Source organism: Chitinophaga sp. HK235 (genome assembly GCF_018255755.1).
Taxonomy (GTDB): domain Bacteria; phylum Bacteroidota; class Bacteroidia; order Chitinophagales; family Chitinophagaceae; genus Chitinophaga.
In genome coordinates this window covers 4,657,485-4,676,352 of the sequence record NZ_CP073766.1, presented here as the reverse complement: position 1 = coordinate 4,676,352, position 18,868 = coordinate 4,657,485, and the positions used below count along the sequence as shown (strand labels likewise).

Sequence of the window (18,868 nt, the reverse complement as noted above, 5' to 3'; positions counted from 1 at the left end):
TAATGAACTGCTTAAGATAGCAAATTATTGTAAATCGTTTCGAAATTTATGATAGAAGAAAAAAACGAAACGGGTGTCTGTAGTTTAGGCCAGCAGCTTCCTTCCGGGCATTACAGCGATAGCCGATCCCTGGGCCAGCAGCGCGGAAAGCGGGGGCTGTTGCAGGATAGGACCGAAGGCGGCGCCATATAGTTCCGCAGCGTTGCACTGGTAGTCATAATGTTGTACCGGATGGATGTCCCATTGCGGGTGGGTTACCTGATACTCGCCGGTGGTGCGGTCATTGAGCCGTGTATAGCCCCAGTAATGTTCGGTGATAAAGGCGGCTTCACTGCCAGGGGTGAGAGGCAGGGCTGTTTCGGCAGCTGTAGCGCTGAGGTAATTAGGCTGGCCGTTTATTTCCCATTCATAGGTGACCCGCAGGGTGTTGTTACCGGGATATTCCCACTGGTGGCGCATGCGGTGAGTCGCATAGTTTTCCCGGTACAGGGTATTGGCTACAAAGGTGATCAGGTGTTTAGGTACCAGTTCTTTGATAAATACTACGCCGCGTTTCCATTGTCCCTGGTCTTTATAACGCACATAAAAGCGGAGGTTCACTTCTTCGAAAGTACGGTGGCCGGGGAAGGAGATACCTTTTACGCGGGTATCTTCAAACAGGAAACCTACCAGGCTTACATAATGAATATTGTTCCAGGTATCCGGTTCTGTATGTGCGGGAAGGTAGGGCTGTAAGGTGGCGGCATCTGCGGCAAAATTCAGCATCAGCAGATTTCGCCAGTTGGCAGTCAGGAATGGGCGCATGCAGGTAAATATTAGGATACCAATATACGCCCCTGTTTTGGCAACAGCAAACCCTTATTGTGCTTTGATAAGCTGCTGATAATACTTGCAGGCGGGCCTTAAACCACATTCTTCACATTTGGGATTTCTTGCCAGGCAGATATAACGGCCATGCAGGATCAGCCAGTGGTGGGCGATATGTACCTTTTCTTTAGGTATATTCTTCAGTAGTTGCAGTTCTGTTTGCAGCGGTGTTTTAGCGTTGGTGGTAAGACCAATGCGGGCGGAAACCCTGAATACGTGGGTATCCACGGCCATATTGGGCTGCTGGTGTACCACGGAGGTGATCACGTTAGCGGTTTTACGGCCTACGCCGGGCAGTTTCACCAGTTCGGCCACGGTGTCTGGTATTTCTCCGTTGAAGTCATCCATCACCATCTGGGCCATGCCGATGAGGTGTTTGGTTTTATTGTTAGGATAACTAATACTTCTGATGAGAGGAAACAGATCATCGAAGGTAGCCTGACTAAGTGCCGCAGTGTCCGGGTAACGCTCAAATATGGCGGGAGTGGTCATATTCACCCGTTTATCGGTGCATTGTGCGGAGAGAATAACGGCTACCAGCAGCTGGTAGGGATTATCGTAAATAAGCTCTGTTTCGGCATTAGGCACATGTGTCTCAAAATAGTTGAGCACAAAGGCGTACCGCTCTTTTTTGGTCATGCCGTAAAGATAGGAAAAATGAAAGCGATAACTGCACGGATCGTACAGCAGTATATAGGTAACTTGTTAAGGATCAATAGCCGTGTCCTGAACTATTTCTGTTCGGGCTTACTGGCGGCATAATCAAATATCATCTGCAGGGTGGCTGCCCGGGGAGTATAACGAATGGTGTTGAGGACTGCTTTGGTGTCCTCAAAACAAGCCTGTTCTTCCCGCGTTAATGATGCTTCCTGCTGTTGACGTTTGAGATCGCTATCAGTAACAAGATACAAGGTTGACAGGGTAGATAGTGTAAAATTACTCATGCATAATCAATTTGATGAAAGAATAGTGTATCCCAACTTTATAACGACGGAATAATAAATTGTATTGTTAATTTAGGATAAATTTTTAAGACTCGCAAGGGGGAGAGGGGCTACTCTTGGGGGGCAGGCGTGATAATAAAGAGGTCTTCATTATCCTTTTTCATATAATATTTTTCGCGGGCAAATTTCTCCAGTTTTTCCGGGCTGGACAGGAGTTCCTGTTGTTCTTCCTTAGTCTGTTTGATTTCTTTGATAAAAAAGTCTTTCTGGTTTTCCAGTTTGTTGACTTCAGACTGGAACTGATATTGGTACATCAGGTTGGTCTTGTCCAGAAAGGCAATCCATATAACAAATGCGATGCCCGTGATAAAGAACTTGTTCTTTACATACCTGGGCAGTTTTATGGATTTGAAGAAAGACATATATGCAATTTAGGGATTTTTTGATTTAGGGATTTTAGAGATTTAGAATACAACGAAGAATAGATGTATCTCCGCCGCATTCTAAATCTCTAAATCCATAAATCCATAAATTCATAAATCCATAAATGGTGGATTATTTTTTAACGCTGATAGCTTTAGTTGGATAGATAGCTACTTCGCCCAGCTCTTCTTCAATACGGAGCAGCTGGTTGTATTTAGCCATACGGTCGGTGCGGGAAGCAGAACCGGTTTTGATCTGGCCGCAGTTCAGTGCTACAGCGAGGTCGGCGATAGTAGTATCTTCGGTTTCACCGGAGCGGTGGCTCATGATGGAAGTATAACCGGCTTTGTGGGCCATGTTTACAGCATCAATGGTTTCGGTCACAGTACCGATCTGGTTTACTTTGATCAGGATGCTGTTAGCGATGTTCTGATCGATACCTTGTTTCAGGCGTTTAACGTTGGTTACGAACAGGTCGTCACCTACCAGCTGAACGCGGCTGCCTACAGCTTCGGTCAGTTTTTTCCAACCTTCCCAGTCGTCTTCGGCCATACCGTCTTCGATGGAAACGATAGGGTATTTGTTGCACCACTCAGTCCAGTAAGCCACCATTTCATCGCTGGTGATTTCTTTCTGAGAGCTTTTGTAGAATTTATATTTTTTGGTTTCGTCGCTGTACATTTCGCTGCTGGCGGCATCCAGGGCGATAGCGATTTGTTCACCAGGAGTGTAACCGGCAGCTTTGATAGCTTCCAGTACAGTTTCGATAGCTTCTTCGTTGCTCTGGATTTCAGGAGCGAAACCACCTTCATCACCTACGTTGGTGCTATAGCCTTTACCTTTCAGTACAGATTTCAGTTTGTGGAATACTTCCACGCCCCAGCGCAGACCTTCAGAGAAGGTAGATGCACCGATCGGAACGATCATAAATTCCTGGAAATCAATTTTGTTGTCCGCGTGCGCACCACCGTTGATGATGTTCATCAGGGGAATAGGCAGGGTGAATGCGTTGACGCCGCCCAGGTAGCGGTACAGCGGTTGATTGCATTGTTCTGCAGCAGCTTTGGCTACGGCCATGCTCACAGCCAGGGTAGCGTTGGCGCCCAGTTTGGCTTTGTTGGGGGTACCATCCAGGGAAATCAGTAATTTATCGATACCTGCCTGGTCAGTAACTTCCCAGCCAACCAGTTCTTCCGAAATAATTTCGTTTACGTTTTTGATGGCTTCCAGTACACCTTTACCACCATAAACGCTCTTGTCGTTATCACGCAGTTCTACTGCTTCATGCTTACCGGTAGAGGCGCCGGATGGAACGGCAGCACGGCCGAAATGACCATCTTCAGTAGTTACATCTACTTCAATTGTAGGATTACCGCGGCTATCGAGAATTTGCCTGGCATGGATTTCTGAAATAGTACTCATAATTCGAAAGTTATAATTGTTAGCTATTAGCGGTTAGCATGGGCGTTTAGTCTAGGAGCTAGCTGCTTATAGCTAAACGCTCTTCGTTATTTCCCGGAAAATGGTTTCCAGGCTTTGTGAATTGCTTTGCAAAGAAAGGATGTTCCTGTTATTAATCAAAGCAAATTGTAACAGGTTTTTTCGTACAAGGTCTATCTCGTTGGTATACAGTTGCCAGCTGTTGCCTTCTGCGGCTTTGACGCGGGAAACACCGGCGATCTGTGCCAACTCTTCAGCAGTGGCGGGTTCTCCGAAAGTCACCTGCAGATAGCCGTTGGCGGTATTTTGCTGCTGCAGCTCCGACAGCTGGTCGTCAGCTACTATTTTCCCCTTGTTGATAATGATCACACGTCCGCAGAGTGCTTCCACTTCCTGCATGATATGCGTGGAGAGGATCACCGTTTTATCGGCTCCAAGGTCTTTGATAAGCTGACGGATATCAGCCAGCTGATTAGGGTCCAGCCCTGTAGTGGGCTCATCCAGAATCAGCACTTCGGGATCATGCAGCAACGCCTGGGCCAGCCCGACACGCTGCTTGTAGCCGTTAGACAGCGCACCTATCTTTTTACGGCTTTCCGGCTGCAGCCCGGTAATATCGATCACCTTCCTGATACGATCCGGTGCAGTCTGTCCCAGCTGATGCACGCCGGCAACAAACTCCAGGAATTCCCGTACATACATGTCGTAATACAACGGGTTCGACTCCGGCAGGTATCCTACTCTTTTACGTACCTCCAGAGACTGGCTGACGATATCATAACCACAAACACTGGCGCTGCCGCTGGTAGGAGGCAGAAAGCCTGTAATCATTTTCATGGTGGTAGACTTCCCTGCCCCGTTGGGGCCCAGAAATCCTGTTATTTCCCCTTTCTTCAGCTCAAAGGAAATAGCATCTACCGCCCTTTGTTCGCCATAGACCTTACTAAGTTGTGATACCAGGATAGACATGTATGATAGCTCGTTTTGCGGCAACTAATGTACATAAGAAATCATGAATTATGTTCCGTAAAGCGACAAAGTTTGTAAAGATGCTGTTCATTGGCGAACTTTGCCGCTTCGCAAACTTTGTCGCTTTGCGAAATGGAATTCGCGATTTTTTTCTACCATTGCAATATTATGAAGAGAGTCATTGGCTTATTTTGCTTACTACCACATTTATTACAGGCGCAATCCGTTCCCGAAAAAAATTACCCCCAGGGCTATTTCAGGAACCCGCTGAATGTTCCCATAGAGCTGGCTGGTAACTTTGGAGAGTTAAGGCCTAATCACTTCCATTCCGGTATGGACATGAAAACCCAGCAGAAGGAAAATCTGCCGGTACATGCTGCTGCAGATGGATATGTGAGCCGTATAGGAGTGTCGCATACCGGCTTCGGGAATGTATTGTATATTACCCACCCCAATGGCTATACGACCGTATATGCCCACCTGAACAGCTTCTTCCCGGCCCTTCAGGCTTACGTGAAAAAACAACAGTATGCCAGTGAAAGCTGGGCCAGCGATCTGTCTATTCCGGCGAATATGTTTCCTGTGAAGAAAGGTGATTTTGTAGCCTGGAGCGGTAATACCGGCGGCTCTGCCGGCCCGCACCTGCACTTCGAAATCCGGAACACCCAGACGGAAAAACCACTCAACCCGCTGTTGTTTGGCTTTAACATAGCTGATACCCGTCCTCCGGACGTTTATCGTATAGCCATTTACGATATGGAGAAAAGCATCTATGAGCAACAGCCTATGATGCTCGCTGTTAAAAAAGCCGGCGACCACTACGTGACCACTCAGCCCGTTGTAAAAGTGAAAGCCGATAAGGTAGGTCTTGGTATCAACGCCATAGACCGCATGAACAATGCACCCAACACCTACGGCATTTACGAAGTCTTTATGCTGAATAATGATGTGCCGGACATCGACTTCCAGCTGGATAATATCGGGTATGAAGAAACCAGATATCTGAATGCCCATATCGACTATAAGGTGAAAAAAGGCGGAGGCCCTTATCTGCAGCTGCTGTTTTCCCTGCCAGGCAATGAACTGGACATCTACCACGATCTGAAAGGTGATGGCACCATCAACCTGGCTGACGGACAGGTGCACGAAGTGAAACTGCTGGTGAAAGACGCCTATGGCAATACTTCCACCGTGAAGGTAAACCTGCAGCAGGGCGGAGAGGAAACACCGGACAAGCCTTGTGCCAACACCATGTATCCTGATTCCCGCAATATCTTCGAAAACAACCAGGTAGAGTTTTATCTGGATGAACGTGCGCTGTACGACCGGATCTGCTTTAATTACCAGGAGATCCCGGCTGCATCTGCAAAATATTATTCCAACATCTATCACCTCCATACTCCGCTGGTGCCGGTACACGACTTCTTTGACGTGCGGTTGAAGGCTACCAGAACAGTGCCCGAATACCTGCAGCCTAAAATAGTGATGGTACGGGAAGGCCTTGGCAGCACCAGTGTGTCCGGTACCGTACTGGAAGATGGCTGGTACAAAGGTACTTTCCGCGATTTCGGCAATTTCCACCTGGAAGTAGATACGATAGCGCCTAAAGTAATGCCAATTGGTGTGAAACCTGGTGCTAACCTGTCTAAAGCCACCAAGCTGTCTTTTACCATGAGTGATGACAGCGGCATCAAGGATTTCCGGGGAGAGCTGGATGGTAAATGGCTGATGTTTTCCCGGAAAGGTAACGTGCTTACCTATACGTTTGATGAACATTGTCCTCCGGGCAATCATACACTCGTCATGAAAGTGACAGACGTAGCGGGTAATGAAGGCACCTATCATCTGTCCTTCAAACGTTAGTGCAAAACATAATCATCTTCCTAAAACCTAAAAAACGCGATATGGTAAACTTAAAAGAAGGAGAAAAAGCGCCGGTATTCAAAGGCAAGGACCAGCACGGCAAAACCGTATCACTGAAAGACCTTGAAGGTAAACGCGTGGTACTTTATTTTTATCCGAAAGACATGACTCCCGGTTGTACTGCACAGGCCTGCAATCTGCGCGATAACTACCAGGACCTGACCAAAAAAGGATATGCAGTGGTAGGAGTAAGCACGGACAGCGAACAAAGCCATCTGAAGTTTATAGAAAAATATGATCTGCCTTTTACCTTACTGGCAGATGATGACCATAAGATCGTAAACCAATATGGTGTCTGGGGTGAAAAACAGATGATGGGCCGCAAGTATGACGGGATTCACCGTACTACTTTCCTCATCAATGAAAAAGGCGTGATTGATCATATCATCAAAAAGCCGGATACCAAGAACCATACTGAAGAGATCCTGGAGATCTGGAAGTAGTTCCTTCTTCGTTTCTCAAAGACATAAAAAAACGCAAAGACTTTCATCTTTGCGTTTTTTTTATGCTCCTTTAGGGAGATGATTATCTTTTCTGTCTTTGTTTTTTGAACAGGTTACCAGTTTTGAACTTGTTACCTTCTGGGCTACCTACGCGGTCCATTGCACAACGGAAACCTACGGTGTTGGTGGCCATATCTTCCTGCATGTAACGGCGGGTACCTGGAGAGAGCCAGTAGGCGCGGTCGTTCCAGCTACCACCTTTTACAACGTGTGATTTGTCGTTGATCAGGGTAGTAACGCCATAACCATATTCCACCTGAGAGAGGGTGTCACCATCGAGGTAGTTGATTACGTCACCTTTCTGGTAGTTAAGACGGTTAGCACTTTCTTCATCAGTAACATCACGCATTTTCAGGTGACCCAGGCTGTCTTTTTCGAACTCTTTGTTTTCGTTCTGGTAAACGGTCTGGAACTTGTTACCACGGAAGTAGTTGAAGTCTTCACCATCGATAGGGCTGAGAGGCCTGTAAACATCCAGTACCCATTCTGCTACGTTACCGGACATATTGTAGATACCGAAAGTGTTAGGGTAGAAAGAGCGGGTAGGGCCAGGGATGGAGGCACGGTCGTTCAGACCACCGGCCACACCCATGTTATCACCGGAGCCGCGCTTAAAGTTGGCCAGGAACTGTCCTTGCATGGTACCGCGGCGGATATCACGCAGACCGCTGGTGTTAGTGCCCCAGGAGTATACCTGTTTGTTCATGATCAGCTCTTCCCCGTGTTTGCCTTCTTTTTTGGAAGGGCCAGGGTTCTGACCGATGTAACCCAGTGCTGCGTATTCCCATTCTGCTTCTGTGGGCAGGCGGTAGGCGGGCAGCATGATACCGTCTTCAAACTGGGCGGCCCTTGGAGTACCGTCCGCGTTTTTGAACTGGTTTTTAACAGAGCTGGACATTTTACCCGGAGTACCTTCATAAAGGCCGGCACTATAGGCTTTGGTGTCGAAGGTATTATCGTCAGACTGGTTGGTAATGTCTGCTTTGGAAAGCAGGCCTTTGTCCATCAGCAGCTTTTCGTTTACACGGTTGGAACGCCATTTACAGTAGTCTGTTGCCTGTTTCCAGGTTACACCTACTACCGGATAGTCGTTATAGGCCGGGTGACGGAAGTAGTATTCTACCAGCGGCTCATTATAAGCCAGCTCACTACGCCATACCAGGGTATCCGGCAGCGCGTTGCGGTAAACCTGCGGGAAGGATTCGTTATACACACGGGACAGCCAGAACAGATACTCCCGATAGTGCACGTTGGCCACTTCGGATTCATCGATATAGAAGGAGGATACTGTAATACGACGAGGAATGTTGTTCCAGTCGCCCATTACATCCTGCTCAGTGGCGCCCATGGCAAAAGTACCACCCTGTACAAATACAAGGCCCGGACCTGTGATCTGGTTTTTATTTTTGGCTACGCTGAAACCACCCATTTTCTGGTCATTATAGTTCCAGCCCGTAGCAGAGGATGCTTCCTTCTTTTTGCCGAAAAGTCCTCCACCGTCCTTGTGACAGGCAGTCATGGATAGCATTACGCCGGTACCAACGAGCAATGATAAAGAGGTTAATCTACGCATGCGATACAGCTTTAGTCGATTATATTTACAGTAAACGCAAATGTAATCTTTTTTATTTTATGGCGAAAAAAATTAATTTGTAATATGCCCCGGCCATGACTTGATAGAACTATCGCCAAGAACAATACAGCAGCGAAAATTAAGAGATATATTTGAAATTTTTATCTTATATTTTCTCTACATTACATCAACCTTTTGGAAAGCATGGAAAAGGGCCATCAAGATAATGAAACCTTCGTATATTTTCCCTGTGCTCCTGTTAATTTTTCTATACCATAGCAGGACAGCCTCCGGACAAACAGGACTTAGATCCTATAATAATCATAGCGTACTGACATCGGGCAATTGGTATAAATTATCCGTAGCAGGCCCGGGCGTATATAAGATTGACGTACCGATGCTGCAGCAAATGGGGATAGACACCCGGCAGCTGCCCTCAGGCACTGTGCGCCTCTATGGCAGTGGAGGCCAGATGTTGCCCGAAGCCAATGGTCAGCCGCATCCGGACGATCTGCCCGAAGTAGCCCTGCAGGTAAATGACGGAGGCGACGGTTATCTCAACGGCAACGACTATATCCTCTTTTATGCGCCCGGTCCCCACCGCTGGCAATGGAATCCCTGGGAGCCCGGCTTCTCCCACCAGTACAATCTTTACAGCGACGTCTCCTGGTACTTTATCACCACCGGCGGGGATGGTGCCCGTATCTGGCAGGACAACAATACTCAGCTCCCCGACAGGACAGTGCTCTTTTTTGATTACCATACCTTTTACGAACGGGACAGCCTCAATTTCCTCAGCAGCGGCAAACAATGGTGGGGACAGGAATTCAGTAAAGTGGTGGGCAATAGCCGTACCTATGACTTTGTGTTGCCAGGAGCTCCGGAAGGCCCTGTCACTGTTAAATTCAGGGCGGCAGCCCGCAGTGCCTCCGGGTGCAATTTTAAGGTGAGCCTTAACGGGACCGCTGCAGCCAGTACTTATCTGTTGCCTGTAGGTGGGAGCGTATTTGAATCTATCGCTACCGCTGCCATGGCTTCCGGCACGGCTGCAGTCTCGCAGGCCGCAGTCTCGGCAGGGGTGGAGTTTCAGCCCGGTGATATCAACTCAAGAGGGTGGCTGGATTACCTGGAACTGACAGCCAGTTGTCCGTTACGGATACCGGCTTCGGGCATGTTGGATTTCCGCAGCACCAATGGCTTAGGCACTGCCCGGCAGTTGCAATATGTATTGTCTAACGCTACTGCACAAACGCAGGTATGGGAAGTGACCGACCCGCTTCGTCCGCTGGCCATGGGCACTGCATTGCGGGCAGATTCCCTGTCATTCATCCGTTCTGCGGATTCGTTGCGGGAGTTTATTGCCTTTAACCCGGGGAGTACCGGGAGGCCCGTCCCGGGCGGGCCTGTGCTCAATCAGGACCTGCATGGTGCTCCTGGGACAGATTTGTTGATCGTCACCCATGAGGCTTTCCGCGCTGAGGCGGAGAGGCTGGCAGCCTGGCGCCGGCAACACGACCAGCTGAGTGTACAGGTGGTGACTACCAGCCAGATATACAATGAGTTTGCATCCGGATCGCCGGACCCTACGGCCATCCGGAATTATGTGAAGATGCACTACGACCGGGGCGATCATCCTCGTTACCTGCTGCTCTTTGGCGCTGCCTCCTACGATTACCGTCAGCGGGTGAAGAATAATACCAACCTGGTGCCGTCCTGGCAAAGTGAGGCCTCGCTGGATGCTATTCATTCCTATGTGTCGGACGATTTCTTCGGCATGCTGGATGATACAGAAGATATTACCCGTACAGATATCACCAACCTGCTGGATATCGGTATCGGCCGGTTGCCTGTTCGTAATACAACAGAAGCCAGGATGGCTGTGGATAAAATCATCCGTTACCAGCAGCCGGCTTCTTTTGGTCCCTGGCGTAATCAGGTAACACTGCTGGCAGATGATGAAGATGACAACCTCCATTTTAATGATGCCGAAGCCATGGGGGCTATGATCGCCAAAAACAATGCACAGCCCAACATCGGTAAAATATACCTGGACGCCTATCCGCAGGAAAGTACCCCTTCCGGCCCCCGCTCACCAGAGGTGAACAAAGCAATTGCCAATGCGATCAACAGTGGTACCCTGGTAATGAATTATACGGGGCATGGCAGCAACAACCGGCTGGCAGAAGAAACTATTATGGATGCAGCCAGCGTACGGGAATGGAAGAACGAAAACAGGCTGCCGCTGCTGATTACAGCTACCTGCGATTTTGCGCCTTTCGATGATCCGGGCATTAACTCCCTGGGGGCACAGTTGCTCTTACAGCAAAATACCGGTGCGATTGCGCTGATGACCACCACACGGGCTGTTTTCGCCAATTCCAACCGGTTGATGAACACCAATTACCTGCAGGCGGCGTTCACCCCATTGGCTGATGGCAGCATGCGTAGTTTGGGTGAAGCGATACAACAAGGTAAAAATACTACCTACAGCACTTCGGGAGATGTGATCAATAACCGCAAGTTCCAGTTATTGGGTGATCCGTCGATGACGCTTGCATTTCCGCAATGGCGCGTTATAACAGACAGTATCAACGGTCAGAAGGCTGGCACGGAAACGGATACCCTGAAAGGGCTGCAGCCTTGCATTGTCAAAGGACATATAGCAGATAACAGGGGCAATATACTGGAGGATTACCAGGGAACGGTAACGACGGTGGTTTATGACCAGCCGGCCACTTACCGTACCCGGGGAAATGATCCCCGTAGCCAGGTGGCGGAATACAAATTACAGCAACGTGTTCTCTTCAAAGGAACACAAACGGTGAAGGATGGTCGTTTTACAGTAGCATTTACGGTTCCTGCTGATTTACAGTCCGGAAAAGCAAATGGCAAGATAAGTTATTATGCCTGCGGTGAGATGTCAGACGGTGGTGGTTATTTTCAAGGATTCACAACCGGGGGCCTGATGAATAATGCACCGGCAGATGTCACTGGGCCGGAAGTGAAAGTGTGGTTGGATAGCAAACGTTTTGTCAACGGTGATATGACCGGACCATCTCCTTTGCTGATGATAGATCTTGCAGACAGTAGTGGTATCAATGTATCGGGTAATAACCCTGAGCATCATCTGATAGCGATCCTGGATAGTTCAGAATATTTTGTTTTAAATGATTATTTTGAAGCATCTTTGGACAGTTATCGGAAGGGACAGGTACGTTTTCCGCTGACAGCATTACCAACCGGGGCGCATCGTATTACCATAAAGGCTTGGGACACCTATAACAACAGCACTGTAACAACGATCTTCTTCAAAGTAGCAGAGCCGGGGTCACTGACGGTGGAGGAAGTTGTCAATTATCCCAATCCCTTTTACGATGTAACCAGGTTTTCTTTTCTGCACAATCAGCAAGGACAACAACTACAGGTAGATTTACAGGTATTTAGCACAGATGGGCGATTGGTTAAGAAAATGCGGAGCACAATATTTTCTGGTACCAGTCGTTTTGATGGAAGCCCCTGGGACGGTAGAGGTGATTCGGGAGCTAAGTTACCCGCCGGCATTTATATTTACAGGCTGATTATTAGCAGTAATGGTAAAACCAGGACTTTGGGTGGAAAAATGGTACTATTATGACCCATGCATTTGGGAGAGCAAGTTCGCCATTATCCCTACATCAAACCCCTTACGTTTTAATATTAATAAATAAGCTTATTTTTACACCCTATCTAAATACGAACGTTGCATGATCCGAAAGGTAACTTTGAGCCTTGTGTTCATATACAGTACTTTCACAAGTTTAAAAACCTCAGCCCAGATAAACACAGGTGAGTTAGATGGCCGTACTAAAACGATCAATACCGCAGTACCTTTTCTCCGGATTACACCTGATGCCAGAAGCGGAGCAATGGGGGATGTGGGTGTAGCACTGTCACCGGATGCCTCTTCTATATACTGGAACTTGTCCAAACTGCCGTTTGCAAAGGCTAATGGTGGTGTCGCTGTTACTTACACACCCTGGTTAAAGGAGTTGGTGAACGATGTGTTTCTGGCAACCGTTAGTGGATATACGAAACTGGACGAATACCAGGCTGTTTCTGCCTCACTACGTTATTTTTCACTGGGGACTATCAACTTCAGGGATTTCTCCAACCAGGACCTGGGTGATTTCCGTCCGCGGGAATTTGCATTTGACGCAGGTTATGCGCGTAAATTGTCTGATAACTTCTCCATGGGATTGACCGGTCGTTATATTTATTCCAATCTGGCTGGCGGGCAGACTAACGGCAGCACTATGATCAGACCTGGTAAAGCTTTTGCGGCAGATATTTCCGCTTTCTATACCAAAGAATTTGAAAAGGCAGACGGGCTGGCCAACAGATTGAATGTGGGCCTGGCCATCTCTAATATCGGTACTAAGATCTCCTATACCAGTTCTGCACAAAACAAAGACTTTCTGCCTACCAACCTGGCTATCGGTACTGCCTATACACTCAGTCTGGACGAAACCAATCAGCTGACTTTTGCCCTCGACATCAACAAGTTGATGGTACCTACACCAGACTCCCTGGGTAACTACAAGGAAAAAGGTGTGTTGCAGGGTATGTTCAGCTCCTTTGGTGATGCACCGGGAGGTTTGAAGGAAGAACTGCAGGAGCTGATGTATTCCGTGGGTATGGAATACTGGTATAACCAGCAGTTTGCAGTAAGGGCCGGTTATTTTAATGAAAACAAGAATAAAGGAAACCGCAAGTATTTTACGGCGGGGGTCGGTATCAAATATGATATCTTCGGACTTAACTTCTCTTACCTGGTGCCTTCTGGCTCTGGTACACAGCGTAACCCGCTTTCCAACACCTTGCGGTTTACACTTACCTTTGACCTTGGGGCCAGGAATGAAGAAAGCAGGACCGGCTGGTAATTGAAAAAAATAAATAATAAAATTCAGAAATATATTAGGTCCCCTCGTTTTTTTAACGGGGGGATTTTTATTTTTAATGCCTACCTTGCGCATTGGCATAAATGTTATAAAATATAAGCTATGAGTAGTATACGTATTGGTCTGGGAGTAGATTTTCATCAGCTGGTGGAAGGCCGCGATTTCTGGTTGGGTGGCGTAAAAGTGCCTCACCATAAGGGCGCGCTGGGACACAGTGATGCAGATGTGCTGTTACACGCGATCTGTGATGCTATGCTGGGAGCGTTATCGCTTGGAGATATCGGCGTACATTTTCCGGATACAGACAATACTTATAAAAACATTGACAGTAAAATTCTGCTGGCCCGTTGTGCACAGCTGATAGGAGAAAAGGGCTATGGTGTAGTGAATGTAGACAGTACCCTGTGTCTGCAGGCGCCTAAGATTAAGGCCTATGTGCCGGAGATGCAGGCGGTGATTGCAGAAATACTGCGTATCGGTCTGGAAGATGTGTCTGTAAAAGCCACTACTACAGAGAAACTGGGCTTTGTGGGCCGGGAAGAAGGGGTGACAGCCCATGCGGTTGTATTATTGGAGAAAATAGCTAAATAATAATAAATTATCTTTGCCCAATGGCTGATATAATTGTGAAAATCATCAATAAGTCTGGTAATGAACTGCCGGCTTATGCGACTGCTGAAGCGGCAGGTATGGACCTGCGTGCGCACCTGGAGACGGCGATAACCCTCCAGCCACTGGAAAGAATGTTGGTGCCAACGGGGTTGTTCATGGAACTACCCACCGGATATGAAGCTCAGTTACGTCCGCGCAGCGGGCTGGCGATCAAGCAGGGACTGACCCTGCTCAACACGCCTGGCACGATAGATGCGGATTACAGAGGGGAGATCAAGGTTATTATGATCAACCTATCCAACGAACTACAAACGATACAACCCGGAGACCGTATAGCCCAGATGATCATCGCTCCTTTTGTACAGGCGGTGATACAGCCTGTGGAGTTGCTGACAGAAACCGTTCGCGGTGAAGGAGGCTTCGGTCATACCGGTAAATCCTGATAAATGCGTGTACTCTTAACCGTTATTGGTGTTGCCGGCCTTTTGATAACAGGCGCTTGCAGCGGACCTAAAAAAGCCTTGCGTCATGGTGCTGCTATCAAAGACCCTGCTGTGTTGGAGCAGAGGGCTGACAGTCTTTTTTTTGCGGCCCAGCGTTCCAAGATGCTGGGAGATTACCGCACAGCTATCACCCAATATTCCGACTACCTGCGGTTAAACAAAAACAATCCCACCGTTTATTACGAACTGGCCCGTTTGTTTCTGGAGGTCCAGAACCCGGGTTATGCACTGGGCTTCGCCCGCCGTGCAGCCACTATGGACCCGGATAATCACTGGTTTCAGATCACCCTGGCCGATGCATTTGCGGTAAATGAGCAATACGACAGTGCGGCTACAGTATTTGACAGGCTGACAACCCGCTTCCCCAACAGCGAAGACTATCTGTTCAACAAGGCGATGTTCCTCGCCAAAGCCAATAAACCGGCTGCGGCCCTGGCTACATTCAACCAGCTGGAGCAGAAAACAGGGGTAGTGGAAGAAATCATCTACCAAAAACAAAAGCTGTTGCTCAAAATGAGCCAGGTAGATTCGGCTGCTGCGGAGATCCGTAAACTCATGGATGTCAACCCGCAGGAACTGCGTTATCATTACCTGCTCGCTGAGGTATATGATGCCAACGACCGTACAGCGGATGCCATCGCCATCTACAAAAACCTGCTGACTAAAGACCCGGACAATGCCAGGGCTTTGCTGGGCCTCGCGTCTTATGCTAAAAAGAAAAATGATAAAGCCGGCTACTGGGCCTACCTCACCCGCGCTTTTGCCAATTCCTCCTATAGCATCGACGAAAAGGTGGCCTATGTGTATCCTTACCTGCAGATGATGCAGCTGGATTCTACCAAGGTGGAAGAAGGACTGGAGCTCACCGCACTGGTAGTGAAAGCCCATCCGAAAGAACCCAAAGCATATGCCCTGAGAGGTGATATGTTTTCCCAGGTGGATATGCTGGACAGTGCCCAGGAATGTTATACCAAAGCACTGAGCCTGGACTCTACCCGGTTTTCGGTATGGTATCAGCTGATGTGGATTTATTCCCGCAAGGAAGAACCCAACGCGCTGCTGACACTCAGTAATACGGTAACAGAAAAATTCCCCAAGGAGTTTATGGGCTACTACTTTAAAGGGGTGGCCAGCTTCCTGTTACAACAATATCCGGCTGCCATTACTGCGCTGAACAAATCACTGGAAATCGGCACCGGAGAAAAACGTTTCCAGGCCGATGTACAGTCCCTGCTGGGAGACGCTTACCACGCTACCGGCCAGCACCAGCTGTCCGACAGCAGTTACGAAAGGGCGCTGCAGCTTCGGCCGCAGGATGCCCTGGTACTCAATAACTACAGTTATTACCTGTCACTCCGAGGCGAAAACCTGGACCGCGCCGAGGAAATGTCCAAAAGGTCCCTGGAAATAGAACCGGACAGTCCAACCTACATGGATACCTACGCCTGGATATTATTCCGGCAGGAGAAGTTCGAAGAAGCAAAACACTGGATAGAAAAAGCCCTGGAGTTTCCGGAATCACAACAGAATCCAAATGTGCTGGAACACTATGGTGATATCCTGTTTAATCTGAAAGATGTCACAAAAGCGGTAGAATACTGGCAGAAGGCGAAAGACAAAGGAGCTACCTCCGTGGGCCTGGTCCGTAAGATCGCAGAAAAAAAATATATTCAATAGCCTTCAGCTGAGAATGCCCGGTATCTTGATTACCCATGGCGAGTGCTGATGCCGCTAAAAGCTTATAGCTGCATGAAAAAAACATTACTGTTAATAATTGGAATAGCCGGTATGGCTTTCACTGCCTGCCGTCACCCGAAACAACTGGCCCGCAACACTTTCCCGGCAACAGACACCAGCAAACTGGCCGCTCACCGGGATACTACATCGGCAGAAGAACGGAATGCCTTTATCGAGAACATGCTGAAAGGTATCCGCAACAATAATATCAACTTCAATACTTTCTCCGGCAGGATGAAACTGGCTTTTGAAAACGAAAGTAAAAGCCATAACAACCTGACCGCCACTATCCGTATGAAAAAGGATAGTATCATCTGGGTGTCTGTCGCCGCACCTATCATAGATGAGGTCATGAGAGCGGTAATAACTCCCGACAGCCTGAAGTTGTACAACCGTATGGACAAACAGGTATTTCTCAGGAAGATGTCTGACGCAGAAGACCTGCTCAACATTCCATTCGACTTCAAAACCTTACAGGACCTGCTGATCGGTAATCCTGTATACCTGACGGATTCAGTATTTGGTCTGGTAAAAACACCTGCCGTTATCTCCTTCAGCTGCGAAAATCCGAAGTTCACCAGCCTGTTCAATGTATTTGCAGATGACTACGGGTTGCAGCAAAGCAAGGTGATGGACAAAGACAGCCTTAATCCCAACAGACGTTCCTGCGAACTAACCTATGGCGATTATGCGAATGTGGCCGGCCGGAAGTTCCCGACAGTGCGCCGTATCTTCGTGGAAGAGAAAAGCGTGACCAAAATAGCGCTGGACTTTACCCGTTATGATTTTGACGTACCATTAAGTTTCCCGTTCAATACGCCGGCGAGTTATAAACGCATGTAACAAGATTTCCCGGCACTGTGATCTTCATTAAACTAATAAACGTTGTATATTTATCGTTTATATACTTGAACCTGGTATTTAATTGCAGTTACTTAAAATAGTCATGTTGTATTTGAAGAAGATTATCCCGTTTGTATTGATCATATGGTTGTTGCCAGCTATGCTGGTGGCCCAGAATACCGGCCAGCAGCAACAGTCGCGGGAGGAACTTGAGCGCAGGAAAAGAGAGCTGCAAAAGGAGATCGAAGAAGCAAACGAGCAGCTGAAAGTTACCAAACGTTCTACCCGGGAAAGCCTGGGTCAGCTTCGTGCGCTGAGAGATAAGATCACACTCCGTACCCGCCTGATCAATAATATCAACGAGGAAATCAACTTCATCAACGGCGATATCAACGCTGCCGCGCGTGATGTCAAAACACTGCAAAAAGACCTGGACACTTTGAAGGCACAATACGCACAACTGATCGTGTATGCCTATAAGAACCGCTCTTCCTACGACATGATGAACTTTGTGTTTTCTGCCCAGAGCTTCAATGATGCCGTAAAACGTTTTCAATACCTGAAACAATACCGTGAATACCGCCGCCGTCAGGCAGACAATATCGTTTCTACCCAGGACCAGCTGAGCAAAAAGATCCAGAGCCTGGAAAGCCAGCGTGTAAAACGCGCTGACGTGCTCAAGTCTGAGCAGGAGCAAAGGTCTACGCTGGAACTGGACAAGAAAGAGAAGGACGAAGTGCTCACCAAACTGAAAGGACGTGAGAAAGAACTGGTAACCGATATTAATCAGCGTAACAAAGATGCGCAGAAAGTACAGGCAGCTATCCGTGCGGTAATCCGTCGTGAGATCGAAGAAGCGCGCCGTAAGGCTATGGAGGAAGAAGCTGCCCGCCGTAAAGCTGCAGAAGAGAAACGCAGAAGAGAAGAGGAAGCGCGTAAAGCCGCGTTGGCCGCTGCAGAAAAAGCAAAAGCTGATGCCGCCGCCGCTGCTGCCCACAACAATAATAATGCTGCCAATACACCCGCTCCGGTAAAACCAACACCTGCGCCAACGACGACACCAGAGCCAGCGAAACCTGCACCGGTACCTGAAAAACCTGCTCCGGCCCGTACTGAAAACGTGCTGGAAGCCACTCCTGAAGCACTGGCACTGTCAGAAAGCTTTGAAGCCAACAGGGGTAAACTGCCATGGCCGGTAGATGCGGGTAATATCATCGAACATTTCGGTATACACCAGCATGCTGTTATGGAACATATCACCGTACCATCAGATGGTATCGTCATCGCTACCAACAAAGGCGGTGCAGTGAAAGCCATCTTCGAAGGTGAGGTAAAATCCGTAGTAGTAATGCCGGGCTCCGGATATGTAATTATTATCCGTCATGGACAATACTTTACTACCTATGTCCGTTTGCAGACTACCAGGGTGAAAAAAGGTGACAACGTTAGAACAGGTCAGGTAATCGGTACCGCCAGTGTGAATGATATTGAGAATACAGGTGAGGTGGAACTCCAGATCTGGAAAGGTGTTACCAAACAGAACCCGGAGCAGTGGATAAGACGCAGATAGTATAAAATCCTGCTTACTAAAACA

At 48.2% G+C, this 18,868-nt stretch carries 16 protein-coding genes; 9 read left to right on the top strand and 7 right to left on the bottom strand.

Annotation, left to right across the window (positions count from 1 at the left end):
* Positions 1 to 84: 84 nt before the first annotated feature.
* The 6 genes from KD145_RS17145 to gldA form a co-directional block, all read right to left on the bottom strand.
* Positions 85 to 804 (bottom strand): YqjF family protein, encoded by a 720-nt coding sequence (locus tag KD145_RS17145; RefSeq protein ID WP_212000183.1) that lies wholly within the window; start codon positions 802 to 804, stop codon positions 85 to 87.
* A gap of 54 nt (positions 805 to 858) precedes the next feature.
* The gene (nth, locus tag KD145_RS17140) at positions 859 to 1,506 is read right to left on the bottom strand and encodes an endonuclease III (protein ID WP_212000181.1); all 648 of its coding nucleotides are present in this window, start codon (positions 1,504 to 1,506) and stop codon (positions 859 to 861) included.
* A gap of 92 nt (positions 1,507 to 1,598) precedes the next feature.
* Complete coding sequence (locus tag KD145_RS17135) at positions 1,599 to 1,811, bottom strand: hypothetical protein (RefSeq protein WP_113616470.1); 213 nt, start codon at positions 1,809 to 1,811, stop codon at positions 1,599 to 1,601.
* A 110-nt stretch (positions 1,812 to 1,921) separates the two neighbouring features.
* Positions 1,922 to 2,233: a septum formation initiator family protein gene (locus KD145_RS17130; RefSeq protein ID WP_212000179.1), complete on the bottom strand. Its 312-nt coding sequence runs from the start codon at positions 2,231 to 2,233 to the stop codon at positions 1,922 to 1,924.
* A 133-nt stretch (positions 2,234 to 2,366) separates the two neighbouring features.
* On the bottom strand, positions 2,367 to 3,656 hold the full coding sequence (gene eno, locus KD145_RS17125; RefSeq protein ID WP_212000177.1) for a phosphopyruvate hydratase: 1,290 nt from the start codon (positions 3,654 to 3,656) through the stop codon (positions 2,367 to 2,369).
* A 72-nt stretch (positions 3,657 to 3,728) separates the two neighbouring features.
* Positions 3,729 to 4,643 (bottom strand): gliding motility-associated ABC transporter ATP-binding subunit GldA, encoded by a 915-nt coding sequence (gene gldA / locus KD145_RS17120; RefSeq protein WP_212000175.1) that lies wholly within the window; start codon positions 4,641 to 4,643, stop codon positions 3,729 to 3,731.
* Positions 4,644 to 4,811: 168 nt separating this feature from the next.
* Between gldA and KD145_RS17115 the strand changes: the two genes are divergently transcribed.
* Entirely contained in the window at positions 4,812 to 6,506 is a 1,695-nt protein-coding gene (locus KD145_RS17115) for a peptidoglycan DD-metalloendopeptidase family protein (RefSeq protein ID WP_212000173.1), read from the top strand.
* 41 nt (positions 6,507 to 6,547) lie between these two features.
* Complete coding sequence (gene bcp / locus KD145_RS17110) at positions 6,548 to 7,009, top strand: thioredoxin-dependent thiol peroxidase (RefSeq protein ID WP_212000171.1); 462 nt, start codon at positions 6,548 to 6,550, stop codon at positions 7,007 to 7,009.
* A gap of 82 nt (positions 7,010 to 7,091) precedes the next feature.
* Here bcp and KD145_RS17105 read toward each other — a convergent pair whose 3' ends face one another.
* Entirely contained in the window at positions 7,092 to 8,642 is a 1,551-nt protein-coding gene (locus tag KD145_RS17105) for an SUMF1/EgtB/PvdO family nonheme iron enzyme (protein WP_212000170.1), read from the bottom strand.
* A gap of 226 nt (positions 8,643 to 8,868) precedes the next feature.
* On the opposite strand from KD145_RS17105, the gene porU reads away from it, so the two are divergent.
* The 7 genes from porU (at position 8,869) to KD145_RS17070 (ending at position 18,844) form a co-directional block, all read left to right on the top strand.
* Positions 8,869 to 12,276 carry a type IX secretion system sortase PorU gene (porU, locus tag KD145_RS17100; protein ID WP_212000169.1) on the top strand — a complete coding sequence of 1,136 codons (3,408 nt, stop codon included), beginning with the start codon at positions 8,869 to 8,871 and terminating at the stop codon, positions 12,274 to 12,276.
* A 109-nt stretch (positions 12,277 to 12,385) separates the two neighbouring features.
* The gene (gene porV / locus KD145_RS17095; RefSeq protein ID WP_212000167.1) at positions 12,386 to 13,561 is read left to right on the top strand and encodes a type IX secretion system outer membrane channel protein PorV; all 1,176 of its coding nucleotides are present in this window, start codon (positions 12,386 to 12,388) and stop codon (positions 13,559 to 13,561) included.
* 120 nt (positions 13,562 to 13,681) lie between these two features.
* Complete coding sequence (ispF, locus tag KD145_RS17090) at positions 13,682 to 14,170, top strand: 2-C-methyl-D-erythritol 2,4-cyclodiphosphate synthase (RefSeq protein ID WP_113616479.1); 489 nt, start codon at positions 13,682 to 13,684, stop codon at positions 14,168 to 14,170.
* A 20-nt stretch (positions 14,171 to 14,190) separates the two neighbouring features.
* A complete protein-coding gene (gene dut / locus KD145_RS17085) occupies positions 14,191 to 14,634 on the top strand; it encodes a dUTP diphosphatase (protein WP_212000162.1) in 444 nt (147 codons plus the stop codon).
* A 3-nt stretch (positions 14,635 to 14,637) separates the two neighbouring features.
* Positions 14,638 to 16,371, top strand: coding sequence for a tetratricopeptide repeat protein (locus KD145_RS17080; RefSeq protein ID WP_212000160.1), 1,734 nt, complete (start codon positions 14,638 to 14,640; stop codon positions 16,369 to 16,371).
* 72 nt (positions 16,372 to 16,443) lie between these two features.
* Entirely contained in the window at positions 16,444 to 17,274 is an 831-nt protein-coding gene (locus KD145_RS17075; protein ID WP_212000158.1) for a DUF4292 domain-containing protein, read from the top strand.
* Between the two features lie 112 nt (positions 17,275 to 17,386).
* On the top strand, positions 17,387 to 18,844 hold the full coding sequence (locus KD145_RS17070) for a murein hydrolase activator EnvC (protein WP_212000156.1): 1,458 nt from the start codon (positions 17,387 to 17,389) through the stop codon (positions 18,842 to 18,844).
* The last annotated feature ends 24 nt before the right edge of the window (positions 18,845 to 18,868 follow it).

Bases quoted from the DNA above. Each gene is read 5' to 3' on its own strand.
- eno (WP_212000177.1), bottom strand. From the start codon at position 3,656: ATGAGTACTATTTCAGAAATCCATGCCAGGCAAATTCTCGATAGCCGC.
- KD145_RS17115 (WP_212000173.1), top strand. From the start codon at position 4,812: ATGAAGAGAGTCATTGGCTTATTTTGCTTACTACCACATTTATTACAG.
- KD145_RS17080 (WP_212000160.1), top strand. From the start codon at position 14,638: ATGCGTGTACTCTTAACCGTTATTGGTGTTGCCGGCCTTTTGATAACA.
- bcp (WP_212000171.1), top strand. From the start codon at position 6,548: ATGGTAAACTTAAAAGAAGGAGAAAAAGCGCCGGTATTCAAAGGCAAG.
- KD145_RS17145 (WP_212000183.1), bottom strand. From the start codon at position 804: ATGCGCCCATTCCTGACTGCCAACTGGCGAAATCTGCTGATGCTGAAT.
- KD145_RS17075 (WP_212000158.1), top strand. From the start codon at position 16,444: ATGAAAAAAACATTACTGTTAATAATTGGAATAGCCGGTATGGCTTTC.
- nth (WP_212000181.1), bottom strand. From the start codon at position 1,506: ATGACCAAAAAAGAGCGGTACGCCTTTGTGCTCAACTATTTTGAGACA.
- KD145_RS17105 (WP_212000170.1), bottom strand. From the start codon at position 8,642: ATGCGTAGATTAACCTCTTTATCATTGCTCGTTGGTACCGGCGTAATG.
- ispF (WP_113616479.1), top strand. From the start codon at position 13,682: ATGAGTAGTATACGTATTGGTCTGGGAGTAGATTTTCATCAGCTGGTG.
- KD145_RS17130 (WP_212000179.1), bottom strand. From the start codon at position 2,233: ATGTCTTTCTTCAAATCCATAAAACTGCCCAGGTATGTAAAGAACAAG.
- KD145_RS17135 (WP_113616470.1), bottom strand. From the start codon at position 1,811: ATGAGTAATTTTACACTATCTACCCTGTCAACCTTGTATCTTGTTACT.
- porV (WP_212000167.1), top strand. From the start codon at position 12,386: ATGATCCGAAAGGTAACTTTGAGCCTTGTGTTCATATACAGTACTTTC.
- dut (WP_212000162.1), top strand. From the start codon at position 14,191: ATGGCTGATATAATTGTGAAAATCATCAATAAGTCTGGTAATGAACTG.
- gldA (WP_212000175.1), bottom strand. From the start codon at position 4,643: ATGTCTATCCTGGTATCACAACTTAGTAAGGTCTATGGCGAACAAAGG.
- porU (WP_212000169.1), top strand. From the start codon at position 8,869: ATGAAACCTTCGTATATTTTCCCTGTGCTCCTGTTAATTTTTCTATAC.